General features: G+C 46.0%; 25 protein-coding genes and 1 pseudogene. 20 read left to right on the plus strand and 6 right to left on the minus strand.

Annotation, left to right across the window (positions count from 1 at the left end; translation table 11 throughout):
* Positions 1–288: 288 nt before the first annotated feature.
* Positions 289–426, plus strand: coding sequence for a hypothetical protein (locus H1230_RS10025; RefSeq protein WP_239715330.1), 138 nt, complete (start codon positions 289–291; stop codon positions 424–426).
* A gap of 67 nt (positions 427–493) precedes the next feature.
* Here H1230_RS10025 and H1230_RS10030 read toward each other — a convergent pair whose 3' ends face one another.
* Both H1230_RS10030 and H1230_RS10035 read right to left on the minus strand, forming a co-directional pair.
* Complete coding sequence (locus H1230_RS10030) at positions 494–1726, minus strand: dipeptidase (protein ID WP_239715331.1); 1233 nt, start codon at positions 1724–1726, stop codon at positions 494–496.
* Between the two features lie 26 nt (positions 1727–1752).
* A complete protein-coding gene (locus H1230_RS10035) occupies positions 1753–2598 on the minus strand; it encodes an alpha/beta fold hydrolase (protein ID WP_239715332.1) in 846 nt (281 codons plus the stop codon).
* 267 nt (positions 2599–2865) lie between these two features.
* Between H1230_RS10035 and H1230_RS10040 the strand changes: the two genes are divergently transcribed.
* The 8 genes from H1230_RS10040 (at position 2866) to H1230_RS10075 (ending at position 12692) form a co-directional block, all read left to right on the plus strand.
* Positions 2866–3684, plus strand: coding sequence for an IclR family transcriptional regulator (locus tag H1230_RS10040; protein ID WP_239715333.1), 819 nt, complete (start codon positions 2866–2868; stop codon positions 3682–3684).
* A 37-nt stretch (positions 3685–3721) separates the two neighbouring features.
* Complete coding sequence (locus H1230_RS10045) at positions 3722–5392, plus strand: ABC transporter substrate-binding protein (RefSeq protein WP_239715334.1); 1671 nt, start codon at positions 3722–3724, stop codon at positions 5390–5392.
* Between the two features lie 72 nt (positions 5393–5464).
* Positions 5465–6409 carry an ABC transporter permease gene (locus tag H1230_RS10050; protein WP_239715335.1) on the plus strand — a complete coding sequence of 315 codons (945 nt, stop codon included), beginning with the start codon at positions 5465–5467 and terminating at the stop codon, positions 6407–6409.
* Entirely contained in the window at positions 6406–7302 is an 897-nt protein-coding gene (locus H1230_RS10055) for an ABC transporter permease (RefSeq protein WP_239715336.1), read from the plus strand. The genes H1230_RS10050 and H1230_RS10055 overlap by 4 nt, the downstream gene beginning before the upstream one ends.
* Before the next feature lie 24 nt (positions 7303–7326).
* The gene (locus tag H1230_RS10060) at positions 7327–8310 is read left to right on the plus strand and encodes an ABC transporter ATP-binding protein (protein ID WP_239715337.1); all 984 of its coding nucleotides are present in this window, start codon (positions 7327–7329) and stop codon (positions 8308–8310) included.
* Positions 8307–9275 (plus strand): ABC transporter ATP-binding protein, encoded by a 969-nt coding sequence (locus H1230_RS10065; protein ID WP_239715338.1) that lies wholly within the window; start codon positions 8307–8309, stop codon positions 9273–9275. Before H1230_RS10060 ends, H1230_RS10065 begins: the two co-directional genes overlap by 4 nt.
* Before the next feature lie 24 nt (positions 9276–9299).
* Positions 9300–10661, plus strand: a complete 1362-nt coding sequence (locus tag H1230_RS10070) for an amidase (RefSeq protein WP_239715339.1) — start codon at positions 9300–9302, stop codon at positions 10659–10661.
* Between the two features lie 204 nt (positions 10662–10865).
* Positions 10866–12692 carry an APC family permease gene (locus H1230_RS10075; protein ID WP_239715340.1) on the plus strand — a complete coding sequence of 609 codons (1827 nt, stop codon included), beginning with the start codon at positions 10866–10868 and terminating at the stop codon, positions 12690–12692.
* A gap of 349 nt (positions 12693–13041) precedes the next feature.
* Here H1230_RS10075 and H1230_RS10080 read toward each other — a convergent pair whose 3' ends face one another.
* Positions 13042–13260 carry a hypothetical protein gene (locus H1230_RS10080; RefSeq protein ID WP_239715341.1) on the minus strand — a complete coding sequence of 73 codons (219 nt, stop codon included), beginning with the start codon at positions 13258–13260 and terminating at the stop codon, positions 13042–13044.
* Positions 13261–13532: 272 nt separating this feature from the next.
* On the opposite strand from H1230_RS10080, the gene H1230_RS10085 reads away from it, so the two are divergent.
* From H1230_RS10085 to H1230_RS10110, 6 genes and pseudogenes are all read left to right on the plus strand, one after another.
* The gene (locus H1230_RS10085) at positions 13533–14063 is read left to right on the plus strand and encodes a hypothetical protein (RefSeq protein ID WP_239715342.1); all 531 of its coding nucleotides are present in this window, start codon (positions 13533–13535) and stop codon (positions 14061–14063) included.
* 37 nt (positions 14064–14100) lie between these two features.
* Positions 14101–14745: a hypothetical protein gene (locus tag H1230_RS10090; RefSeq protein ID WP_239715343.1), complete on the plus strand. Its 645-nt coding sequence runs from the start codon at positions 14101–14103 to the stop codon at positions 14743–14745.
* Between the two features lie 19 nt (positions 14746–14764).
* A complete protein-coding gene (locus tag H1230_RS10095) occupies positions 14765–15451 on the plus strand; it encodes a DUF5071 domain-containing protein (RefSeq protein WP_239715344.1) in 687 nt (228 codons plus the stop codon).
* Positions 15452–15562: 111 nt separating this feature from the next.
* Positions 15563–16365: pseudogene (locus H1230_RS10100) on the plus strand (SDR family oxidoreductase).
* Between the two features lie 38 nt (positions 16366–16403).
* A complete protein-coding gene (locus H1230_RS10105; protein WP_239715345.1) occupies positions 16404–17504 on the plus strand; it encodes a DNA alkylation repair protein in 1101 nt (366 codons plus the stop codon).
* 141 nt (positions 17505–17645) lie between these two features.
* Positions 17646–18170, plus strand: coding sequence for a hypothetical protein (locus H1230_RS10110; RefSeq protein ID WP_239715346.1), 525 nt, complete (start codon positions 17646–17648; stop codon positions 18168–18170).
* A 2-nt stretch (positions 18171–18172) separates the two neighbouring features.
* Here the strand turns inward: H1230_RS10110 and H1230_RS10115 are convergent, their stop codons facing one another.
* Entirely contained in the window at positions 18173–19525 is a 1353-nt protein-coding gene (locus tag H1230_RS10115) for a metallophosphoesterase (RefSeq protein ID WP_239715347.1), read from the minus strand.
* An 84-nt stretch (positions 19526–19609) separates the two neighbouring features.
* Positions 19610–20185: a hypothetical protein gene (locus H1230_RS10120; protein WP_239715348.1), complete on the minus strand. Its 576-nt coding sequence runs from the start codon at positions 20183–20185 to the stop codon at positions 19610–19612.
* A gap of 152 nt (positions 20186–20337) precedes the next feature.
* Between H1230_RS10120 and H1230_RS10125 the strand changes: the two genes are divergently transcribed.
* The 4 genes from H1230_RS10125 (at position 20338) to H1230_RS10140 (ending at position 22816) form a co-directional block, all read left to right on the plus strand.
* Positions 20338–20913: a TetR/AcrR family transcriptional regulator gene (locus H1230_RS10125; RefSeq protein WP_239715349.1), complete on the plus strand. Its 576-nt coding sequence runs from the start codon at positions 20338–20340 to the stop codon at positions 20911–20913.
* 117 nt (positions 20914–21030) lie between these two features.
* Positions 21031–21693, plus strand: coding sequence for a ribonuclease H (gene rnhA / locus H1230_RS10130; RefSeq protein WP_239715350.1), 663 nt, complete (start codon positions 21031–21033; stop codon positions 21691–21693).
* Between the two features lie 16 nt (positions 21694–21709).
* Complete coding sequence (gene ung / locus H1230_RS10135; RefSeq protein ID WP_239717243.1) at positions 21710–22378, plus strand: uracil-DNA glycosylase; 669 nt, start codon at positions 21710–21712, stop codon at positions 22376–22378.
* 33 nt (positions 22379–22411) lie between these two features.
* Positions 22412–22816, plus strand: coding sequence for a hypothetical protein (locus tag H1230_RS10140; protein ID WP_239715351.1), 405 nt, complete (start codon positions 22412–22414; stop codon positions 22814–22816).
* Between the two features lie 102 nt (positions 22817–22918).
* On the opposite strand, the gene H1230_RS10145 is transcribed toward H1230_RS10140, so the two are convergent.
* Complete coding sequence (locus tag H1230_RS10145) at positions 22919–24031, minus strand: AI-2E family transporter (RefSeq protein WP_239715352.1); 1113 nt, start codon at positions 24029–24031, stop codon at positions 22919–22921.
* A 164-nt stretch (positions 24032–24195) separates the two neighbouring features.
* Here H1230_RS10145 and H1230_RS10150 point away from each other — a divergent pair, with 164 nt between their 5' ends.
* On the plus strand, positions 24196–24678 hold the full coding sequence (locus tag H1230_RS10150; protein ID WP_239715353.1) for a hypothetical protein: 483 nt from the start codon (positions 24196–24198) through the stop codon (positions 24676–24678).
* Positions 24679–24681: the final 3 nt, after the last annotated feature.

Genomic DNA, 24681 nt, shown 5'->3' on the forward strand with positions numbered 1-24681 from the left:
CCATATTTTGGATCACGGGGATTGGGGCGACCGCATGCGCCTTATACAAGGTCAACGTCCCTAGTCCGTTGCTTCTTGTTATTTCAATCTATAAGCCGTTTAATAATTTGGTTATGTCATGGTTTTATTAAGCAAGACAGGATTTGCGCTGTATCATTACAACAGGATTTCAGAGTTATACGAAGCAAGCTTGATCATGATCAGCCCACTCATTCAGACAAGGATTTATGGTTAAGTCCAGCCACACCTGCACTTCATGGGCACAACCTGCAAGAGCTAGACACGCTGATGGATTTCGGCATGACCCGGGGGGCAGGAATCGGATTTAATTCAGGATGTGATGAACAACCTTTGCCTTCCAGCTATCGTGAAACTGGAGATGAGGATAAAGAGCATGGAACGAATCTCGTGGAGACGCTTAAATAATATCTGTATTACGAATAAAAAAATGCCTTCTTCATAACATCGAAGAAGGCATTTTTAATGTGTGAATTTAGTCCTGATTGGGGCCATGGCCTTGTTTTTTCGGATTCCACCATACTTCTTCCAGTACCCGCATGGTATTGCCGCCGATGACTTTGGCGATATCGGTATCGGAATAGCCGTGTTTTACCAGCCAACGCACGATATTCGGGAAGCAATCACCGGGGTTCTCCAGACCTTGTACATATTCTACAGGCTCATAGGGCAGGTTGCCCTTAGAAGCGGAAAGTGACAGAGCCGAGGCTAGGGCTTTATGGATGGCGACATGGTCACCAAATAATGTATCTGGTCCAAAGGACACGTGGTCGATTCCCACCAGATTAACACAATATTCGAAATGCTCCATGAAAGATTCAATATTATGGCGAGGATGATTTACAGTGAGAGTAGTATGTGGCGCGGCTTCAATGGCGACAACGCCTCCTTTGGCGGCGCAGGCTTTAATCACTTCATCCGATTTCAAGCGCGCCGTATCCCATAGGGCACGTGCTCCTGCATGGGTAATGAAGATTGGCTTGTCGCTGTATTCAATGGTATCGAGGGATGTTTCTTCATTAGAATGTGAGACATCGATGACAATGCCTAATTTGTTCATACGGCGAACGGCTTGTTTGCCAAAAGCGGTCAGCCCGCCACTCTTCTCTTTGAGGCCCATGCCCAGGGCATTGCCCTCGCTATAGGCGATCCCCATGCAGCGAACACCGAAGCCGTAAAGAATATCCAGACGGTCGAGTTCATTCTCAATCATGGCCGCACCTTCAAGTGAAGGAACAAAGGCAACTTGCCCATTGTGTTTGGCTTTGTAGATATCATCTGTAGTCAAACCGACAATGACCATATCCTGATGGGCAATATCGCTGAGTCGCATGCCAAGGTCATACAAGATGTCATCCCACTTCCAACCGCCGCGTGAGGTAATCATAGCTGTTCCATTCATCAGATTGTCGAATACACAATCTAGTCCGGAACGGGCGAGCCCTTCATAGCCTGTGAAGTCGCGGCCCCAACGGCGGAATTCCAGAAAAGTGTTAAGGTCGACCGGTGCTTTGAAGGTATGTTCATGCAAGGAAATAACAATGTTATCCTGCATTAGCTTCTGAGCTCTTGCTTCCTCAGTTGCGGAGACCGGTATGATGTAATCCGGGAATAAAGTCGTTTCTTTAACAAGTTCGAAGGACTTGAAATCAACGCCAGCTTCAAGATATTGATAGGAGGTATAGCCACGATAGTTTTTCTTGTTCATTGGATAGGTCACTTCTCTTTCTGCTGTTAGAATGTGGGTGCTACTTGTTGGAGGAATTGGCGGACTTCTCCGAGGAATTTCTCGCGTTCCTCATTCTGTGGAGAATGACCGCTGTTCTCGAATACGACTAATTTACTGTTAGGAATTTCGCTAGCGATTTCTTCTGAGGCTTCCAATGGAGTTATCCAGTCATGACGTCCACATAAGACGAGTGTAGGCGCTTGGATCGTTTTCAACTTGTCCACCAGATTGTACTTCGGTTGATTTATAGAAAACGCCCAGTTATGGGTGTCGGCACGGAAAGTGATGGAATCGAGATGATCATCTAAATCCTTTTGTGTGTAGGAGACCCAATAAAGCGGCAAAATAGCTTGATACATAGAACGAAACTCTTCATCATCCTTCACTTGCCCACCGAACAGGCGGTTAAGCATTTCCTGCGTAATTCCTGGCAGGCCGCTATCCATAGCACGTTTATGCGCGATGAATTGGAAAGCACTTGAAGCTGCCGTATCCCGCAGCACGACACCAGCTACACTCTCGGGATAATGAAGCGCGTATTCAAGCGCCAGAAACCCTCCATAAGAACCGCCGACTATAACAATTTTGTCGAGTCCAAGCTCTTGGCGGAGTGCTTCCGTATCTGCATTAAATTGTTCATGGCTGTAGGGCTCTGCGCCATCCGAATTTCCATTGCCTCGCTGATCATAAGAAATTACTCGATAGCCTTCAGCGGCAAATGTGCCAAAGACATTGGCGTCGTCATGCCTACTACCCATTCCAGGGCCTCCATGAAGGGTAATGATTGCTGGACCGCTACCTTGATCCTCTACCCAGAGCGTAACCCCGTTGACAGTCAATTTTTTAAGCATGTCAATTTACCTTCCTTTCATTTCAAATTTAAAATAAAACATGTTTGATTGTAGTAAACTACATTTCTCATTTAATTGTCAACTTATCTAACTCTATTTGTCGATTATTGTTGAAAATGAGGGGAAAAACACAAAATATTATAAATATTGTTTGACTAAATCAAATGAGTGCATATACAATAGACAAAAATGATTTAAATTTTAATCATTTTGTAATATTTTCTAACTAGATATGTAATGTTTAATAACAAATGAAGGGGGGAGCATATGACTAAAATTGAAACGGCTGTTGTAGAAGGTAAGTCAGTGGAATCGCGTTATACCATCGAGTCGGTGATGAAAACACTGCAGATATTGTTTTCATTTTGCGAACCACCTTATCGATTCAGTATTGGAGAATTAGAAGAGGTAACGGGATTGTCTAAGAATCAGATCTTCCGGAGTCTGAAATCATTGGAGGAATTCGGCATGCTGCGGATGGAACCTGACGGATTTTATGTGGTCACAGCTATGGCTTACAATCTGGCTGTTGCCGCAGAACCGGATGCGCCGCTTGAAGAAGTGGCTCCACCCATTATGGAGCAATTGCAGCAAGAGACGGGTGAAACGGTTAATCTGTGTATCCTGTTTGAAGGACAATCTACCATTATAGCCCGGCGTCACAGTAAACAAGGTGTACGTTTAATGTCCCGGCTGGGGCACAGAACACCGCTTATCGCCGGAGCGGGTCCTAAAGCCATGCTTGCTTTTCTGTCTGTAGAGGAACAGGAAAAAGAGCTTGGGATGATGCCTTTTTATCAGAAACAGACCCCTAAAACAGAAGTGAATCCTAATGTATTGCGAGTGGAATTGCAAGAAACCCGCAAACGTGGGTACAGCATCAGCCTCGAGGATTTTGAGCTGGGAGCGATCGGTGTCGGGGCCCCGATTTTTGATAAGGCAGGTAATGTAGTGGGAGCAATCAGCGCCGGTGGCCCTATCAGCCGGGTGAATCCGGATGATCTTTCCGGGTTCGGACAGATGACCCTTGAGGCGGCAGGCAAGATTTCAAGAATCCTCGGATACATTCCGAGAAGCGGAAAATAAATAACACGTTTGCATATCTAAGGAGGTCACTCGCTTTATGAAAACAACGAGATCATTCTTTAACATTTTGTACATCGGTATTTTGGCCGTCATACTGGTTATATCTGGTTGTTCTTCGAGCAATAACAAAGCCAATGAAGTGACTCCAACCAATGCAAATGCCGGGTCCGGCAATGCAGCTACGCCGACAGCCAGCGCAGGCACTGGCAATACTAACGCGACGATCACAATGGCCACTGTTGCGGACCCCAACTTCAATCCCTGGTCACCAACCGGATTCGTGGAATCAGAGCCAATTACGGAACTGTTGTTCAGCGGGTTGACGAAATGGGGCTTGGATTATCAACCAGCACCCTCGCTTGCCACCGATTGGACACCTTCCGAAGATGGATTAACTTGGATTATCAATCTGCGTGATGATGTTAAATGGTCTGATGGAGAGGCATTTACGGCAGATGATGTTGTCTATACCTTCAATAAGATCGTTCTGAACAAAGATTTAGGGGCAGCGAACTCTTCGAACTTCGTTGCTGTCAAAGAAGTCACTAAAGTGAGCGATACTCAGGTAAAGTTTGTGCTGACACAGCCATGGTCTTCACTGCCGAATTATCTGGCCTGGTTTGCCAAGATTCTTCCGGAGCATATTTTCGCAGGACATGATAACCCGTGGGAACTGACTTCCTTCAATAAAGAGAATCCGGTTGGCACGGGTGCATACGTCTTGGCGAAGTACAGCCCAGGCCAATCCGTCGAACTGGAGCGTAATCCAGACTTTTTCGAAGGAAAGGCCAATATCGCTAAAATCGTCTTTCAAATTGTTCCCGATATGAACAGCCAGGTTGCCCAGATGATGTCTGGTTCGCTGTCGCTGTTAACTGTGGAGGACCCGAACCTGCTCGACAAACTGAAGGCGAATGCGAATCTGACGGTTAGTGAAGTGTCTGATAATAACTATTATTGGGCGGCGGTCAATCAAAGACAAGATCGCTTTAAGGACGTAAAAGTGCGTCAAGCACTCTTGTATGCTATCGACCGTGACGCGATTATCACCGGTGTACTGAAGGGTTACGGTAAACCGGCAACCGGTCCGATCGCTCCGCTGCAAGAGAAGTATTACGACAGTAATGTAAAGACTTATGAATATGATCCGGCAAAAGCTAAAGAACTCCTGAAAGAAGCGGGTTATGAGGAAGGCTCGGATGGTTTCATGCAGAAAGACGGGAAAGTATTCGAGCTCAATATGCCAGCAGGGCAATATGGTGTTCTTTTGCAAACTTCTCAGTTGGTTCAGCAGTATTGGGAGGCCATTGGCATCAAGGTTGACCTGAAGGTGATGGATTGGAATACCTATGTGGAGAAGGTTGTGCAAAATCATGAATTCGATGCCACGATTGCCTGGTGGCGTGCGCCAGTAGATCCCGATGTTCTAGCTTACTATCACTCGAACGCTGTGGATAAAGGCAACAATATTCCGGGTTACAGCAATCCTGCCATGGACAAGCTGCTGGAAGACGGCCGCAAAGCATCGACGGATGAAGAGAGAGTGAAGATCTACAATCAAGTCCAAGAATTAACGGCCGAAGAGCTTCCCTATCTGTATTTGTGGAATCCAAACATAGCTATTGCTACTCAAAAAAGTCTTGTAGTACCACCAGCTTCTATCGCTGTTGCAGAAAACCATGTTACAGAATGGACCGTTCAAGAGTAAAAGTACTTTCTGGTCACGGGTGTGGAGGAAGCTATTTCTTTACGCCCGTGGAAGAAAGGGAGGAGGCACCTTATGTCCCGATTTTTAGTGATGCGGATAGGTCAGGGATTTCTTACCTTATTTCTCGTTTCGATTTTGACCTTTTTTCTAATCAATCTGGCTCCCGGGGGGCCTTCGGCAATCATGAGCTTTGGAGCCACTGATGAGCAGCGGCAAGCGCTGATCAAGCAGCTTGGCATGGATAAACCAGTCGTGGAAAGATATGCAGATTGGCTTGGCGGTGTCGTCCAGGGCGATCTTGGCAACTCGCTCGACTCCCAGCAGCCGGTATCCACTCTGCTTGCAGAACGATTTCCTAATACGCTTATTCTGGCTGGTGGAACACTCATCTTTACTTTGGTCATCGGCATTCCACTCGGTGTATATGCAGCGGTTAAAAGAGGGAGTTGGGTCGATCGGGTGATTACCTTTTTCTCTACTTTCGGTATGGCCGTCCCTGAGTTCTGGTTGGGAATTCTGCTGGTTATTGTGTTTGCTGTAATCTATCCGGTATTTCCTGCTTCCGGCATGGCGATTGCAGGCGGTGATTTTGCTTTTGGGGATCTGTTTAGACATATGGTGCTCCCGGTGCTGACTCTATCCATCCTGATGCTGCCGAATATCATCCGATTCACTCGTTCGGCCATGGTCGATGTCATTGATCTGGACTATGTACGGACAGCAAGAGCAAAGGGACTTCGTAGCTTCAGTGTTTTTTTCAAACATGCACTTCGCAACGCGCTCGTTCCGATCGCTTCGATTATCGGGCTGATCATTCCGATTTTGCTCGGTGGGGCAGTCGTTGTGGAGAATGTTTTTGGCTGGCCGGGCATGGGCCGTCTAGCCGTTCAGGCCGCGGTTAATCGTGATTATACAATGGTAATGGGCGTTACCATGCTGGTTGGTACTATAGTAATTGTTACCAATATTATAACGGATCTGTTATATACCATTCTGGATCCGAGGATTCGCTTATGACTAAACCAGCTATTGTAAAAGGGGAAACTTATAGTCCCGTAGCTTCTGCAGCGCCTAGCAGAGTGCGGAATTTCCTGAAAACATTCAAAAACCTGTCTATACTCGGTAAGATTGCTGTCTTTTATTTACTATTCATTTATTTATTAGTCGCTCTGGGCCCGTTCATACTAAGCCATTCTCCAACGCAAACGGACCCAATCTCGGCTACACAACCCGCGAGTGCGCTGCACTGGATGGGAACGGATGAGCTCGGCCGCGATGAATTGTCGCGACTTGTCGCCGGTGGGAAAATTACACTGCTTGTAGGTCTTGCGGCGATGGTATTTGCTGTTGTGGTCGGCGGATTAATGGGCTCGATTGCCGGTTTCTTTGGTGGCACCACGGAGTATTTGATTATGCGGATCGTAGATATGATGCTGTCGATTCCGTCATTTTTTCTGATTCTGATAATTGTTACGTCTTTTGGCAACAGCGCACAGGTGATTATTTTCTCTGTAGGGCTGACCTATTGGCCTCAGATGGCTCGTATCGTTCATGCTGAAGTGTTGAAATGGCGCAGCAGCAGTCTTGTTGAGGCGGAAATCACACTTGGAGCTAGCCCTTGGCGTATTTTGTTCAGGCATATTATCCCACAGACCTACTCTTCCATAATCGTGCTGGCCACACTTGGTATCGGCTGGGCGATACTGGCGGAATCAGGACTCTCTTATTTGGGACTTGGCATTCAGCCACCGCTTGCGTCCTGGGGCAATATGCTCCAGAATTCCCAGAATTACATTTGGACTTCGCCCGTTTTGGCTGTTTACCCGGGTGTGCTGATTTTGCTGACAGTGTTGGCTTTTAGTGTGCTGGGCGAATCGCTGCGCGATGTTCTGGATCCAAAATTGAAGTGATAATTCTGAAAGGAGGGGGTTGTCATGGCAAAAAAACTGATGGAAATTCGTAACCTGAAAACCTACTTTCGGACGAAGAATGCGGTCATTCGTGCTGTGGATGGCATTGACCTTGAAATAGATGAAGGGCAAATTGTCTGTATAGTAGGTGAATCGGGGAGCGGTAAAAGTATCACCTCGCTATCCATTATGCAGTTGCTCCCCAAACCGGGGGGGAACATCGTCGAAGGTGAGGTGAGATTTGAAGGCGTAGATCTAACCAAGCTGTCGGATAAGAAGATGGCTGACATTCGGGGCGACCGGATTTCGATGATCTTTCAGGAACCAATGACTGCACTGAACCCTGTCATGAAAGTAGGTGAGCAGATTGCAGAAGTACTCCTGCGTCACCGTCATCTATCCCGTAAAGAAGCTCATATGAAGGCTGTAGACATGCTCCAATTTGTCGGTGTTCCGCGTCCGGAGCAAATCGTCAAGGAATATCCCCATCAGCTGTCCGGAGGCATGCGCCAGCGGGTGATGATCGCAATGGCGATGGTCTGCGAACCGAAGTTACTGATTGCGGATGAACCTACCACAGCCCTGGATGTTACCATTCAGATTCAGGTGCTGGAATTGATGAAGAAAATGCGGGATGAGTTGAACACCTCTATTATTCTGATTACTCATGACTTGGGCGTTGTTGCAGAGATGGCGGATCATGTTGTTGTCATGTATGCCGGACAGGTTGTGGAGAACGTGCATGCGGATGTTATTTTCGAAATGCCGCTGCACCCGTATACAAAGGCACTGCTCGCCTCGATACCTTTATTGGAAGACGAGAAGGATGTGCTGTATTCGATCCCGGGAACGGTTCCGAGCGCCGCTGCGTTTCCTCCCGGCTGCCGTTTTGCGGACCGCTGCGATTCTGTGCAGTCGGCTTGTAAAGAGAAGCTGCCAGAATTACGGGAAGTAAGGCCGGGGCATTTTGTCCGCTGTATTCTCGTAGAGAAAGGTGTGGAAGCATGAAAGAGCCTTTATTGGAAGTCAGCAACCTGAAAAAGTATTTTCCGATCAAATCGCCTTTCCTTCGTCGGACTGTCGGCCAAGTGAAAGCTGTAGATGGCATATCGTTTGCGTTGAACTCCGGTGAAACACTCGGTATCGTCGGAGAATCTGGCTGTGGGAAATCGACGATGGGCCGGATGATCATGCGAGTGACGGAACCGACGGAAGGCTCTATCCTATTTGCGGGTCAGGATATTGCGGCTATGAACCCATCCAGCTTACGGAAGATGCGCAGAGATTTCCAAATGGTGTTTCAGGACCCTTATTCGTCGCTGAACCACAAAATGACGATCCACGACCTGCTCGCCGAGCCCTTCCGTATACACGGCATATTGTCTTCCAAATCGGATATGGATGCCGAAGTCAGTCGGTTGCTAGAGACGGTTGGCCTGCGGGCAGAGAATCGTTTCCGGTATCCCCACGAATTCTCAGGCGGTCAACGCCAGCGGATCGGCATCGCCCGTGCGCTTGCACTGAATCCGAAGCTGATTGTGGCGGATGAGGCGGTATCGGCGCTGGACGTTTCGATTCAATCACAAATATTGAATCTTATGGTCGAGCTCAGGCAGAAATTTAATCTTTCGTATATCTTCATTTCGCATAATCTAGCTGTAGTCAAACATATTAGCGACCGAGTGGGTGTGATGTACCTGGGAAATATGGTCGAGATCGCATCCAAAAAAAGCTTGTTTGACAAGCCTCTGCATCCTTACACCCAGGCGTTGCTGTCTGCGGCTCCGCAGCCGAAACGGTCCGGGCAACGTGAGCGGATTGTTCTGCAGGGTGATGTGCCAAGTCCAGCTAATCCACCGCATGGCTGTCCATTCCATACGCGCTGTCCCCAAGCATTCGCCCGTTGTGCTGCTGAGCGTCCAGTGTTGAAGGAAGTTGGTCCAGATCACCAGGTGGCCTGCTTTTTATATTAAGCTAAGTATAGGGAGGCGGCACGGTTGACTCTTTCAAATCAGATGGATCTGTTGTACGCAACAATTGACGAGATATCCGGCATGTACCGGCGTAAAGAGGTTTCCCCAGTCGAGGTAATGAAGGCCACATTGGAGCGGCTTGATGAAGTGGAGCCACAGCTGAATGCTTTTATAACTGTGCTTGCCGAACAATCGCTTGTAGAAGCCAAGAAGGCTGAAGAAATCTTCCGCAAGGGCGAGGCTGCTGGGAAATTGACTGGGATTCCTATCTCGCTCAAGGATATCTTCAGCACCAAAGGTATACGTACCTCCATGGGCTCGCGAATCTTGAAGGACTTTGTGCCGGAAGAAGACGCGTATGTATATAAGGCTCTTCGCGAGGCGGGAGCAATTCTATTCGGCAAGACGAATATGCTGGAATTTGCTTTTGGATTCGTTCATCCTGATTACGGGCAGACTAACAATCCGTGGAATGTAAAACGTGTAGCTGGTGGTTCCAGCACAGGTTCGGGGGCGTCCGTCAGTGCAGGGATTGGGTATGCCTCCATTGGTACGGATACGGGCGGGTCCATTCGCGCTCCCGGATCTTTCTGTGGAATAATTGGCCTGAAGCCTACCTATGATCTTATACCCCGGACAGGTTGTTTCCCGTTATCAGACACTCTGGATCATGTTGGACTGCTGACCAGAACCGTCAAAGACAATGCCATTATTCTCGAGGCTATATCCTTACAACGATTTCATTATGAGTCGATCTTCACCGGAGACATCGATGGAGTAAAGGTCGGAATCATTCGTTCGTTGACGGATAATGTGGCCGATCCGCAGATAAAGAGCATTGTGCTAGCCGCCATCGCCAAGCTTGGCGATCTGGGAGCGGAACTACTTGATGTTTCAGTGCCTTTTATCGAAAATGCCGAACAGATCGCCATTCCTATACTTTTGTCGGAGGCGTCTAAACATCATGCAAAGTGGTATGAGGATCGTGAACTGGATTATTCCGCTTCGACCTTTGCCAATCTTAAAGCCGGATATGACATTTCGGCGGTTGCTTATCTTGCAGCCCTAGAACAAAGAAGGGTATTGACGGAAGCCGTAAGTGAAATCCTGACCAAGGTCGATGTTCTTGTATGCCCTACATTTTCTTTTGCTGCTACCGAGAAAGATCCATCATTTGAACAAGGAAACTTTGATATTTCGTCGCGAACGATACCTTTTAATCTGACAGGACACCCGGCATTGACCGTTTCCGCAGGCAATACCATTTCTGAACCTTTGCCAGTGGGGCTTGAAATTATCGGCCGCCATTTGGATGAGTCCATGGTTTACCGTGTGGCATACGCCTTTGAGGCTGCAACAGGTGGGTTCAAAAGGCCGCCATTATAAAAGTATTTGGGTCGAAAATAGAAGACCGTTCCTCCATAAGTCGCTTTGAGGTACCAGCGATTTTACAGAAGAATGGTCTTTTTTCTGTCTGTTTTCTTGCTCTTAATTTATTTTTTGATATCTGTACATAATGAGTGTAGTATCATAGAGATTATTGTTCAATTCTATGGGTAATATAAGAATAAAAAAGTCGAGGGTGAACTAATGGTGTCTTCTTTAAAAAGATTGTTAATTGGCCGTCCGTTGAAATCAGATCAACTTGGCGACCAGAAGCTAAACAAAACCAAAGCATTAGCCATTCTCTCATCAGATGCCTTATCTTCGGTAGCCTATGGTCCTGAGCAAATACTGATAGTCTTGGTTACGATAAGTGCCGCAGCCTTTTGGTATTCGATACCTATTGCCATCGGGGTACTAATACTGCTGCTGGCACTTATTCTGTCGTACAGACAAATTATTTTTGCCTATCCTCATGGTGGAGGGGCTTATGTCGTTTCAAAGGAAAACTTGGGGTTATATCCGGGGCTAATTGCCGGAGGTTCACTGCTGGTCGATTATATCTTAACCGTGGCAGTAAGTGTGTCTGCGGGTACAGATGCGATAACGTCGGCTTTTCCAAGCTTACATTCCTATAATGTAATTATTGCGATCATATTTGTACTGTTGATTACGACTTTGAACTTAAGAGGAGTAACAGAGTCTGCTTCATTCTTGGCTTATCCGGTGTATTTGTTTGTACTCTCCATATTTATCTTAATTGGAGTAGGCATATTTAACATCTTAACAGGTCATGTGTCGCCTACATTACACACGCCCCTCGGTACTCCTGTAGCCGGAATCAGCTTATTCTTGCTCCTCAAGGCATTCTCCTCAGGGAGTTCGGCTTTAACAGGAGTTGAAGCCATTTCCAATGCGATTCCTAACTTCAAGTCCCCCGCCCCTAGCAATGCGGCGAAGACGTTAGTGGCGATGGGAAGCCTGCTGGCTGTATTATTTTCGGGGATTGTATTTCTAGCTTATTACTACGGGATTAGACCTCGCGAGGAAGTTACCGTAGTCTCAGATATTGCTGAACAGATATTTGGCAGAGGTATAATGTATTACATCATTCAAGGAACAACAGCATTGATATTAATTCTGGCTGCGAACACGGGTTACTCTGCATTTCCTCTACTTGCGGTTAATCTGGCCAAGGATAAGTTTATTCCCAGAATGTTCACAGCTCGTGGAGACCGTCTAGGTTATTCCAATGGGATTGGGATACTTGGACTTTTGTCCATTATCCTGATCATAGCGTTTAAAGGCCGGACCGAGCATCTGATCCCGCTTTATGCTATTGGTGTATTTATTCCGTTCACCCTCTCCCAGACAGGTATGATGGTAAGATGGATTCGTCAAAAACCTGAAGGATGGGTCACAAAGTTTATTATCAACACCACGGGCGCCATTATTAGCTTTATAGTCATGATGATGTTCTTTTTGACTAAATTTGTGCAGGTATGGCCTGTTTTGATCTTTATCCCGCTGATCTTGCTGCTCTTCCACCGAATTAGAAAGCACTATGAGTCGGTTGCAGACCAACTGAGAATTTCGAATTGTGAACCCACATTTCCGATTGAGGGAAACATCATCATTGTTCCTGTAGCCGGGATCACGCATGTAGTAGAGAACTCGTTAAAATATGCCAAATCCCTTAATGCTTATCAGATTATTGCCGTTCACGTTCCCTTTGAAAGAGAAGATGAATTGGCTTTTGAAGCAAAATGGAAGAAATGGCAGCCGGATATTAGACTGGTTTCATTGTATTCGCCCTATCGCAGTATCCTTCACCCACTGACTAAATTTATTGATACAGTGCAGCATAAGGCGAGTGAATCTAATTACCAGGTATCGGTTATCGTCCCGCAATTCATTCCCAAAAAAGGCTGGCACAACATCCTGCATAACCAATCCAGTCTCCTGCTGCGCACACATTTGCTCTACCGTCGAAATGTGATTATCACTACGGTACCGTATCACTTGAAGAAATAATCAAAGCGAATAAGGACTTGACAGTGGGTCCATGAAGCGGCTACGGCTGCGCTTGTATCTCTGGAACTGGAGCCTTCGCTGTTCGGGGCATTGTGTGAAATACTGGCGGCAAGGATATAAATTAGAAGCGAGAGCCCGCTACCAAAGGGGCTTTCGCTTTATTTGGGCTATAGATATTAGGCTATAGATATAATGTGGGTTCACAAATAAAAGAACACACAAAGACTGCCTATAATCGTAAATCCCCAGAATTACCCCAACTGTTCCCTAATCTCTATGAACCATAGGTTGAAGATACGCCTATATTGGACAAAATCAAGAGCCGTCGAGTTAGATAAGGCTGTGTTCATTATCCTTTATTAGTCTGGAATTTCGTAATGTCTCTGGCATAGTGGGAATACGAGCCGTCGAATCTTTTGAGGCGGATGGATTCATCGGAGAATTTTTCAATAATCCCAATGCCCACCTGCGCATACATACCGTCAGGATCGAGCTGCAGGGCAGAAATAAAGGTTTGCGATAAGGCCGCTACAAAAAAGTCGCTGTTATGTATAATGGTTTTTGGCATGGTTAGGTCCCCTCCGTTTGACAACATTAACTTGAATTATTCCGAAAATATTAAGAATTATTTTACCACAATTGCTGTTGCTTGTGAGAAATAAATTATAGAAGGAAATTCACTATATAATTTGAGATGACTAAAGGACTGACAGGCGGAACTAGTTCGCGGTCTGTTTTTTTGTGTATACAAGAGTAGCTGTTGAAAAGTTAGGGGTGAATGGATATGATTTGGGTGTTGCGGCACGATACGGATAATGAGAAGGATAAGGTGGTAGTCACATGGAAGATTCAACACAAAGAGCGAAAGAATTATATACGCGCTTCTTAGGAAGTTCTTTTAATATGCACCGGGAAGGTGTTCTGGAGGAATATAAGAAATTCGAGATTCTTCGAGAAACCGAAATTGAATGGCTTAATGAAGTGGTCGTGGAGCTTTCCAAGCAGTTATCCATACGGGATTGGGATGCGATTTCTTCGCTGGAGACCCTCTCGAAAAATTATCAGGATAGCCTAATTGTGGACAAAGCTACTTCGTTTGCTTCACGCAATATGATGAGTGCTGACAGCATCGTTAGGTTGATGTTTGCAGAAAAGCTGTTAGAAATCATCCGCTCCCATAAAAAAGTAATCTCCCAAGAACTGCTGTTTAATGCATGCCGAGTTGTGGTGCAGATTCTTGAGGATGTGATCTCACAGCCTTTGATTATCGATCCCGGCCACGCTCTGGAGCAGCTTCTGGTCAAGGATAAGCGGTCCTTGAATCATAGAGCTAAACAAAGTATCGAAGTGGTGAAGGAACTTATTAATTGAAGTTATCTTGTAGATCCAATCAATTGGAGGGATTATTGTGAGAGTGCTTGTAGCTCAGCCTAACCACGAATCAGGTCTGGAACAGTTGTTGGAAGAATTGCAGCAGCAGAAATTATTTGACGCGGTGTTATACCCGGAAGGTTACGTTACAGATGAGAACGGCGTAGCTGTCCTATGTGATATTGCCAAACAATACAACAAACTGGTGATAACCGGATATAGAGACCGCTATAAGAAGGACAGAGCACTAATGATTCACCCCTCCGGCAAAATCATATTAGAACGTGCTAAATCGCCTATGAATGAACCGCTGTATAGCCCTTCTGTTGCGGAAGCGGATGATCTTCAGATTGGGTATTTGTTGTGCGTAGAAATACTGCAGGGATTGATGGGGCTGGAGGGCCAAGCCGAGCACATGGATTTTATTGCGCATCCGATTGGCGTCGGAATGTTCAGTGAAGCGCAGTTCGCAGAATGGATTGAAACAGCTACGATGATTGCTCTGAAGTATAAGACGGTGATCATCGGGACGAGTCATGCGGATGGATCTTATAGAAACTGTGGGATTTCGATTCCAATCTCCTATTGTATTGATGCAAGCGGACAACCCCTCTACATTTCTCAGAATGATCCAAGGAGCTGGATTATCGATCTGAAGACCGGGCAAGTTGATAGGCTATGAGGGGGAAGGAGTGTATTGTATGAAATCGATCGCAGAATACATTAATGATTTATATTGGGATAAAACTCCTGAGGAAAAAACGAATGCTATTCACCAGTTACAGCTAATTGGAGAGAAAGAATTATCCTGTTTGATTCAACCGTTGACTAAGGGACACTGGGATGGGGCGGCTGAGGTAATAGTGGCAATAGGCTATCCTAGGGTGAAAAGTATATTGTCGGAGCTGCTCGTTTGGATACAGGACCTTAATTGGCCGGGATATCAAGTAATCGCTGATTTCCTAAGGGATATTGGCCAGCCCTTAATACCAGAAATCAAACGGGTTATTATTGAACATACATCCGACCAAGATTGGCTATATTACATTATTGAATGTATTTTGTCCAAGTGGCCAACGGAGCTTGTAGCACAGTTGAATAAAGAGCTTCGACATCTGGTTCATCATTCTGCAAATGATTTGGATGTGATTTTATTGCTGCATAGGCATGGGTTGGAGTCAGCGGAGAATTTATTGAACTTGCTCGCTCAAAAAGAAAAAATTGCGCAAAAAAAGCTGGATCAGCTCTGGAATGAGAAGCCAGCCATAGATTGTACAGAGCTGATTGAGGATAACAACAGTCAATTTTTATTTCGTTATGACATTAGCACATTAACTGAATATTTGCATGAAATCAAATCTACTTGCAAAGAACTTGCGGCTCTTTGATTACAATTTGGTACATACGGAAAAGTAAGTTAAAACAATATGACATAAAGCTGTCTAGTTCACTATGCTACCCTTTTGATAGATCTCAGTATCAATTAGGAGGAATAAGTGATGAATGCTTCAGTTGAAATTCCGTTAGAAATGAACGAATTTAAAGGCAAGCGTATTTTGGTTACAGGTGGAACAAAGGGTATGGGAGAGGCAATTGTCAAAAGGTTTGTTCGCTCCGGGGCCACAGTGATTACTACCGCACGTTCCATACCTGTGGAGGGACAAGCTGCTGAACTGTTCATCCAGGCAGATATCAGCACTCCGGAAGGTGTAGAAAAAGTAGTTGGAGACGTATTGAGCCGTTACGGCGGTTTAGATATATTAATCAATAACGTTGGCGGTTCGTCCGCGCCAGCAGGGGGGTTCTTGCCCTTAGTGAAGAGAACTGGCAGCATGACTTTAATGCGAACTTGTTCGCCGCTGTTCGTCTGGATCGCGGACTGCTGCCCTCCATGCTGGAGCAAGGTGCAGGTGTGATCATACACATCACCTCAATCCAGCGTCGTCAACCGCTATATGACAGCACTTTGGCCTATGCAGCGGCGAAGGCTGCGCTAACCACCTATAGTAAGGGGCTGGCGAATCAAGTCGCGCCACTAGGTGTGCGGGTCAATACGGTTGCGCCAGGTTTTATCGAGACAACCGCTGCGGAGAGGTTGATTGAACGGCTGGCGAAGAGTGCGGGTACGGATAATGCGGCTGCCCGCCAGATGCTGATGGATTCACTTGGCGGTATCCCGCTGGGCCGTCCCGGTCGACCGGAAGAAGTAGCTGAGCTTGTTGCCTTCTTGGCGTCAGATCGGGCGGCGTCCATCATCGGAAGTGAATACGTCATCGACGGAGGAACAATTCCGACAATATAAACGTTGATAGCTGCAAAAGTCAGCAGGAGGAGCAAATCATGGCGGAGCCTTTAAAAGCGATGTACAATGAGGGATTTTTACGCGGTTTTGGTGAGAAGGTTGAAGCCATGTACAGTGTGTTTGATATCAATGGGTTTGTCGCCTTGGCAATAGACGAAACTTGGGAAAAGCTTGAGCTGAAGCAAAGAATGCGGCGGATCACCGAGTCCTTAGGAAGTTATTTGCCATCTCAGTACGAGGCTGCAATGGAGATCATGATGGAGCTTGCAACTGACTGTGTGGGTTTCCCTTATCTGTTCTTTCCTGATTTTGTAGAGGTGTATGGTCAAGGAGAGGAACACTGGCAGCTGTCCATGCAAGCGTTCGAGCTGTTTACTACGAAGTCATCAGCTGAATTTGCCGTGAGGCCATTTCTGCTGCGCGAACCGGAGCGGATGATGCGCCAAATGGAAATCTGGTCCACACATCCGAATGAGCATGTACGGCGGCTGGCGAGCGAGGGCAGCCGTCCCCGCCTACCGTGGGGGCAGGCGCTTCCAATGTTCAAGCATGACCCAACTCCGGTACTGCCAGTGCTGGAGCAGTTGAAGGCTGATCCGTCACTTTATGTACGCAAGAGTGTTGCCAACAATCTGAATGATATTGCGAAGGATCATCCAGAAGTTGTCTTGGACATTGCCCGCCGCTGGAAAGGTGTGGATGCAAATACTGACTGGATTGTGCGGCATGGCTGTCGATCCTTGATTCGTAAGACCGATCCCGAGGTGATGGCATTGTTCGGTTACGCGGAGCAGGTGGACGATATACCATTGATCACTAGCGCTTCCTTCACAGTTGAACCATCCATACTTTCGATCGGCGAGAGCTGCGAGCTGAAATACGCGCTGGGTATCCGCGAAGGCAATCCAGTGCGCATCCGCGTCGAATATGGCATTGATTTCGTGAAAGCCAGCGGGCGAACCTCGCGTAAGTCGTTCCTATTATCGGATAAAACCGTGCTTGGTGGTGCAAGTCTAAGCGCTGGGCGGACACATCGCTGGGCAGAACTAACGACTCGCCGCCATTATCCAGGGGAGCATCGAATTGCGCTATTGGTCAACGGGCGCGAGTTTGCTTCAGCAGTATTGAAGCTCGAATAAATATTAATGCGTGACAAGCTCATCTTCAAACCTTGTAAACTCACAGGGGTTGAAGAGGAGCTTTTGTTGTACTTGGTGAGGCTGAAATCCTAGAATATGCTATATTATTGGGGGGGAGGGATTCCTATTAGAAAGCTTTTTTTGGGTTTATCTATATTTCTTTTATTGCCGCTTACTGGATGTAGGGAGACGAATAAGCAGAAGGCAGAACCCTCGGCAGTGACGGCTGTTTCGATGCCTGAAGTGAAACCGGACGACTTTGCTTTCTCCATTGCCTTTGGATATGGGACAACAAATAAGAACGAGATCAATACCTTTGAGCATACAGTTACCAAAGATCTGGTCACGAAAGGAACAGCAACAGCAACGTTGACGCTGACGAATGATGAAATGCAGCTTATTTACGAGCGAATGCGTGAAATCAATGTATTAAAAGAATTAAAGCTGGAAACAGCAAGTTCAGGTTGTTCAACTACCCCCTATAGTGAGGATCGATGGGAGGTTCTGATTAATGGAGTAGAGCGAAACTTTGAATGGAGCTCAGAGAAATGTGAATTAACCGATGACGCACAGCAGCTGAAAGAGCTGAGAGACTATATTTTTGAGAGGGTTAGCACTAAAAAAGAATACATCGAGCTGCCCGAAGCGGTTGGCGGATATGACTGAAGTCAAGGCAGCTGTACGTGCAGATGATGGTTATCTTTTGCTTCCCGCTCAGTCATCCGCAGCACATAGCTTTTGAGACCGTCTGAAGGAGCGTCCATCCACAGCCGATAGCCGTCAGATGAGAGTACAGCAGCATTATCCGTGTTCGCAGTCCCGGCAAAATAGTTCTTATTCAGACGCCTTACAGTGTCTGCCATGGCTTGCAGTTCATGATCCGTATAATTGTTATAGGCGCTGTTCTCAGTTAAACGCTTATAGGTTCTATTGTAAGATAGATCACCAAAGCTCTGTTCACTGAATGTGTTGAAATGAAGCAAATTTGGGTCTGTGCTGCCGTTTGACTTAGCCCATAATTCCATGTTCAACGAGGAGGTGGTATAGTCCATTGTTCGATTGGCAGCAGAATATTTTAAGATGCCAAATTGATGAGGATATACAGACAAAGCACTATTGGCTATATCATAAATTTGTTTGGAGTTCTGCTGATAAGAGCTGATATCCTGAATATGTATATGTCCGCTAAAAGCTGTAGTAATTCCGTTGCGCAGCAGAGCATCGATCACCTTCTGATTATCATTAATCGTGAAGCCGTCCTGAATGAGCTTGCTATGATCCAGCAGGCTATGATGCATGACGGCCACAATCTGCGCCCCACTCTTCGCGGCGAGCGTAGCACATTTCTCTATCCATTTCAGGGTTGAAGTGGTTAATCGTCCATCCAACTGCGGATATCCAAGCGCGGGATTATTGAGATACTGGCTCGTATCCAGCATTAGTAACCATAGATCATCAGAAGGGGCTGCCAGATAGCTTAAGGAGTCTTTGTCCTGAGATAACGCCTCGTCATAGCCAAAAGAGCTATAAATATCGCGAAACTCTTTGACATCTATAGATTCTGTAGTGTATTGGTGCTCACCCTTGAATTTTCTGGCCCACGGGTTAAGCAGATCATGATTGCCGGGAATGACATAGACACGGGTTCCGGTGCTGCTCTCAATGACCTCAAGTTGTTTTGCCAGATCCTGATGACTCTGCTTTTCCCCGTTATTCGTTAGATCTCCACTAATAATGGCAACATCTGGATGTTGAATTTGGATATCGTTGGCGAAAGCACTAATCATCTCATCACTATACCTCAGCTGCTTGCCATCACCGGCAGCGAGGAATTTCTGAAAAGCAGGTCCGCCATCGGTCAGTTGTTTGGATAAATAGTGGGTGTCCGTTGTAGTAAATAAGGTCAGGTCATGTCCGGTTTGAATTCGGAATTCCGGTATTTTCTGTACTTGCTTGCTGTTGCAGCCTGTAATTATGAATAATAATATTAATCCCATAAAAAAAGTTTTGCATGAGTTCATTCTTGTGCCTCTTTTCTATACTACACAGTAAAAAAGGTGTCCTTTCGTCTTATCGACCTCAGAACACCTTTTTTGAAGCTTGAATTATTTCTGAACTTCCGTAACTCCGGTAACCTTCCCTTGATCCGCAGCGCTATACGTGGACTGGAATTCATCGCTAGCGAAATATACATTACCTTGAATAGTTGCATTGACTACCTGAAATCCCTTGGCTTCTACGTAAACATCCCCGACAAAGGTACCGCCTTGAATACGGGCATTCTCGCTTTTAATTGTAATCTTCGGAGCGGTGAGTGTGAAAGAAGCTGTAATATTATGGTCCGCATCCTGTGAATATAGAGCAATCTTCCGAGCCGGTTTATCCTTGTTAGTAAATTGTCCATCTAGAACAAGGTCCTCGCTGAAAGTTAAATCCTTTAGAGTTGCTATAATCCATGTGCCTTCTTTGCTGATTGCTTTTTTGAAGTTTGCCTCATTATCAACTACTGAAGCCGAGGTTACGGCGTCCGTAGGTTGGTCTGCATTTCCGTTGGCATTGGAGTCTATATTTGCATTTGCTCCATTTTGGTTTGCTGCTGCCCCGTTATTATTATTGTTATTACCACATCCAATCACCATCACAAGCATGAATACTGCTGCTAAAGCGGCAAGCTTTTTCATTGAAATGGCCTCCTAAAGTTGTAGTGATATTCTTTAAAATTAATATAGAATGATTAGTACAGAATATAAGTGATTAAATTCACAATGACTCAATTATATTTACCGATCGTTCTATAAATGATAAAATAGGACTAGAAAGGAGTATGATCTAAATGGCTCGAAGTAAAGAGTTCGATATAGATACCGTTCTCGGTAAAGCGATGACGATATTTTGGCAGCAGGGCTATGAGAAAACATCTATGCAGGATCTGGTATCCGGCATGGGTATTCATAAGAGAAGCATGTACGATACCTTCGGAGACAAACACACTTTATATATGAAAGTAATGGAACGTTATACCGAAATCATCTCAGCGAAGATGGAAGAGCGGGTTCAAGGTCTACCCTCCGCCAAAGGAGCCATTCGGCTGCTATTCGAAACAACTGTTCATAAGAAGGACGTTGAGCCTAAGGGTTGCCTGCTTGTGAATACGGCGGTGGAATTGTCCAATCATGATCCTATTGCGACGGCTAAGGTCAATCAGAGCTTTATGAATAATGAGCGACTCTTGGAGCAACTAGTGCAGCATGGTCAAGAGAATGAAGAAATTTCCGGACAGTATTCGCCATCGGCTCTTTCTTTTTATCTGCATAATGCTTTGGTGGGCCTGCGTGTAATGGTCAAGACAACATCAGATTTGCAGAAGCTGGACGGGATCATCGATACCACACTTGCCATTTTAGATTGAAGTCTATAGGTAGTATGTTTCATGAGGGCAGTAATTATCCAGTGAGATTCATCTTCATTAATAGCGCAGTTTGGATTACAATAATCCTTTGAACTGGGGCAGAAAAGGAGCTGTATTATGGCTAAACAGAAATATTATGTAGTATGGGAAGGTAAACAACCGGGAGTCTATAGCACTTGGGCAGAGTGCCAGGCACAGACGGATCGTTATACCGGTGCTAAATATAAATCTTATGAATCTAAATCGACAGCGGAAACGGCTTATAAGGCAGGCTGGAAAGGCAATTGGGGAACAGGTACCGCAGGTTCAAGTGCAGGTAAGCCTGCCGTGGGCAGCTCGTATAAGCGGAGCGCGGCTGTGGAAACTTCAGCAGAGATCGATTATAACAGCATCTCTGTAGATGTAGGCACGCGGGGCAATCCAGGTCCGGTTGAATATAAAGGTGTAGACACTAAGACTGGGGAGCTTATTTTCTCTTGCGGTCCAATTAGTAAAGGTACAAACAATCTCGGAGAATTTCTGGCTATTGTGCATGCTTTGGCACTTCTGAAGAAAGAGGGCAGCAATAAGGCCGTGTACAGTGATTCCGTGAATGCGATGAAATGGGTGAAGCAAAAGCAAGTTGCCACAACCTTGCCGCGGGATGCTTCGACTGAAGAAATCTGGCTGCTGATCGAGCGGGCGGTAAGCTGGCTGCAGAATAATACCTACGACAATAAGCTGCTGAAATGGCAGACAAAAGTGTGGGGAGAGATCAAAGCAGATTATGGACGCAAATAAGGAAGCGAGCACCGCGATATTCGGCAATGATTGGGACGAGGTATTGCATGATGAAATACAAAAGCCGTATTTTCAGGAGCTGTCCTATACATTAGCCAGGGAGTACAAGGAACATACGGTCTATCCGCCCAAAGATTTACTCTTTACGGCTCTCAAGCTGACGCCATATAGTGCGACTCGAATCGTTATTTTGGGCCAGGACCCTTATCATGGCGCGGAGCAGGCTCAGGGCTTGAGCTTCTCGGTGAAGCCGGGTGTGCGTATTCCTCCATCGTTGCGCAATATTTATACGGAGCTTAGGGAGGATATCGGTGTGCCGGTACCTAACCATGGCTCGCTGCTTCATTGGGCAGAGCAAGGTGTTCTGCTACTCAACGCGGTGCTGACCGTTCGGGAGGGTTTACCTAATTCGCATAAGGGACTCGGGTGGGAGACATTTACAGACGCCATTATGGGAAAGCTGAATGAACGGACTGTACCGTTAGTTTTTATATTATGGGGAAGCTATGCGCAGAAAAAAGGGGCCTACATAGATAGTAGCCAGCATCGGATCATTCAGTCTCCGCATCCGAGTCCACTTTCTGCACACCGTGGATTTTTGGGCAGTCGGCCGTTCTCCAAGGCCAATCAATTTTTGGAATCTCAGGGTCTGAAGGATATAGATTGGATGATACCGAACGAATAGGAAAGCTTGGACACAGCGAAGGGGGTGTAGCTAATGAGGCATTGGGTGGGCAAACCGGTCATCATGTACTGCGGTGTAAGGCCCTACACGATCATGAAGGGCGTACTACGTAAATGGGACTCTTCGACCAGAATAGCGGTCATCGGTCATCAGGAAATTGCTGTTCCTTTTCGTGACATTGTGTTTATCAAGGCATTGGCGCCCAGGGAGAGAGCCCTGCCCCCAGTACTACATTCCATTGGATACATCATGAGAGAACGGCAGCAATTCGATAATGCAGTATATTTCAAATCGGCGGTAAGTGTCTGGAAGGACGATCAATTGCTTGCCTTTAATACCACGATTGTATCGCATACGAAAGGAACGGTCACCCTTCAGGACGGTCAGAATCTGCTGAAGGGCACACATTTATTTGTAGTCCGTTCCTTGCGGGGCTAACATGAACTGAAATCATTGAACATAAAGAAACGACGGCAGACTCTCCAGATTGGAGGGTATGACCGTCGTTTTTTCTTATAGCTAGCAGACACTATCAATCCATTATAGTGGTTCTTCTTTAGTGACCGGCACTTGCTCCGGGACCTCTTCGACCCGTTCCGCAACAATAATCTCATAGATCCGCAGGAAAATGATCTTGATTATCATGTAGACCGGAAGTGCGATCAGCACCCCGATGATACCGAAGAAATCTCCGCCTATCAGCACGAGTACAACCGTGGTTAACGGATGTACATCCAGCGATTTGCCGTAAATAATCGGGGAAAGCACATTATCCTGAATCTGCTGCGCAATCACGATAATGATAAGCGCCCATAAAGCCAAGGTAGGAGATTCAATAAAGCCTACAATGAGGACAGGGACGGCAGCAAGCAGGGACCCGACATAAGGAATAAAGTTTAGTGGAATTGAGATTAAAGCAAGCAGTAAAGAATAAGGCAGTCCAATGATCAGAAAGCCGATATATAGCATGATACCCAAGACGACGTTCAACAGAACGCGTGTAACGATAAAGCTGCTGAGTGCACTGTCAATATCCTTCAGCATATCCTGTCCTTCTTTACGGTACTTCTTAGGAATCAGCCCTTGAAGTATTGGCGACAGCTTGTGGCCATCTTTCAGCATGTAATAGAGAATGATCGGCAAAGTGGCAATAATCACTACAATACTGGAAATAACACCGATCAGATTAGACATAGAATTGGTTACCCAGGTGATGGCATCATTCAAATATCCTGAAAGCCGGGTCGCCAGATCGGAATCACCTTTGAAAAAACGTGATAACGCTGGGTTGTCCTGCAGTTTGTTGAACTGATTCTGAAGCCCTTGCACCAGGTAAGGGGTATTATCGATGAAGTTTTGAATTTGTTCCTGCAGGGTTGGCCAGACCAGCACCCAGAAGAGCACGAACAATCCGATGAATATAATATAGATTAATAGAATGGAAACGGCACGGTTCAGCTTTTTCTTCTCAAGCAGACTAACGAGCGGCCGCAATAGATAGTACATGAAGCCAGACAGCATCATAGGCACGAGCAGCAGATTGAAGATTTCAACTAAAGGCGTGAATAGAAAAATAACCTTGGAGCCCAAGAACAGAATAAGTAAAAAAGAGATTATGGCCAGACTTGTCCGAAAATATTTACTTTGCAGCAATTAGCAGCACCCCCTGAGTATAAGATTCATAGATTATGTAAACATCCTTTGAATCATTGTGTTCTACTATTATACTAAACCTTGCTCTATCTTTATAACCTTATTCACATCGGTTTAACCTGTGGGTATGACGGTTAATAGCACATTAATAGGAGGGATGCGCAGTGACTGTGTTAATTCTAGGGATATTCGGACATCGGAGTGATGCAATATTGGCCATCAAGGCATTGCAGGGGAGTGGAATCCATCACAAGAAGATATCTGTGCTGGCGAAGCAAAAAAATATTGTGGAGCTAATCAGCAAAGATTCCGGTATTGGCAAACCTGAAGTCGGGATAGGCAACGGGGGATTGTTTGGAACAGCCAAGGAGATTGCTGTTGGGTTGAATATGCTGCCTGATACGGCAGTCGCAGCGGGACCTGCAGCACATAAACTGGCGGGAGCAAGTTTAGATGAAGTTACAGGTTTGGATGGATTAACCGTGAGCCTTATGGGATTGGGTATTCCCCAGAGAGATGCCGAAGGTTACGCGCGGCATATAAACATAGAACATATAATCGTGATGCTTGCGCTAGAACAAGAGAAAATTCAACTGGTAAGTTCTCTTTTTAATAAACATCAAGCAATTCCGCTTGAATCTCTATGATCA

This window comes from Paenibacillus sp. 19GGS1-52 (assembly GCF_022369515.1).
Classification (GTDB): Bacteria; Bacillota; Bacilli; order Paenibacillales; family Paenibacillaceae; genus Paenibacillus_AQ.

Excerpts from the sequence above, each read along its gene's own strand:
- H1230_RS10045 (WP_239715334.1), top strand. The coding sequence starts at position 3,722 with ATGAAAACAACGAGATCATTCTTTAACATTTTGTACATCGGTATTTTG.
- H1230_RS10125 (WP_239715349.1), top strand. The coding sequence starts at position 20,338 with ATGGCTCGAAGTAAAGAGTTCGATATAGATACCGTTCTCGGTAAAGCG.
- H1230_RS10030 (WP_239715331.1), bottom strand. The coding sequence starts at position 1,726 with ATGAACAAGAAAAACTATCGTGGCTATACCTCCTATCAATATCTTGAA.
- H1230_RS10040 (WP_239715333.1), top strand. The coding sequence starts at position 2,866 with ATGACTAAAATTGAAACGGCTGTTGTAGAAGGTAAGTCAGTGGAATCG.
- H1230_RS10080 (WP_239715341.1), bottom strand. The coding sequence starts at position 13,260 with ATGCCAAAAACCATTATACATAACAGCGACTTTTTTGTAGCGGCCTTA.
- H1230_RS10035 (WP_239715332.1), bottom strand. The coding sequence starts at position 2,598 with ATGCTTAAAAAATTGACTGTCAACGGGGTTACGCTCTGGGTAGAGGAT.
- H1230_RS10095 (WP_239715344.1), top strand. The coding sequence starts at position 14,765 with ATGAAATCGATCGCAGAATACATTAATGATTTATATTGGGATAAAACT.
- H1230_RS10050 (WP_239715335.1), top strand. The coding sequence starts at position 5,465 with ATGTCCCGATTTTTAGTGATGCGGATAGGTCAGGGATTTCTTACCTTA.
- H1230_RS10025 (WP_239715330.1), top strand. The coding sequence starts at position 289 with ATGGATTTCGGCATGACCCGGGGGGCAGGAATCGGATTTAATTCAGGA.
- H1230_RS10115 (WP_239715347.1), bottom strand. The coding sequence starts at position 19,525 with ATGAACTCATGCAAAACTTTTTTTATGGGATTAATATTATTATTCATA.
- H1230_RS10120 (WP_239715348.1), bottom strand. The coding sequence starts at position 20,185 with ATGAAAAAGCTTGCCGCTTTAGCAGCAGTATTCATGCTTGTGATGGTG.
- H1230_RS10085 (WP_239715342.1), top strand. The coding sequence starts at position 13,533 with ATGGAAGATTCAACACAAAGAGCGAAAGAATTATATACGCGCTTCTTA.
- H1230_RS10055 (WP_239715336.1), top strand. The coding sequence starts at position 6,406 with ATGACTAAACCAGCTATTGTAAAAGGGGAAACTTATAGTCCCGTAGCT.
- H1230_RS10075 (WP_239715340.1), top strand. The coding sequence starts at position 10,866 with ATGGTGTCTTCTTTAAAAAGATTGTTAATTGGCCGTCCGTTGAAATCA.
- H1230_RS10140 (WP_239715351.1), top strand. The coding sequence starts at position 22,412 with ATGAGGCATTGGGTGGGCAAACCGGTCATCATGTACTGCGGTGTAAGG.
- H1230_RS10105 (WP_239715345.1), top strand. The coding sequence starts at position 16,404 with ATGGCGGAGCCTTTAAAAGCGATGTACAATGAGGGATTTTTACGCGGT.
- H1230_RS10060 (WP_239715337.1), top strand. The coding sequence starts at position 7,327 with ATGGCAAAAAAACTGATGGAAATTCGTAACCTGAAAACCTACTTTCGG.
- H1230_RS10065 (WP_239715338.1), top strand. The coding sequence starts at position 8,307 with ATGAAAGAGCCTTTATTGGAAGTCAGCAACCTGAAAAAGTATTTTCCG.
- rnhA (WP_239715350.1), top strand. The coding sequence starts at position 21,031 with ATGGCTAAACAGAAATATTATGTAGTATGGGAAGGTAAACAACCGGGA.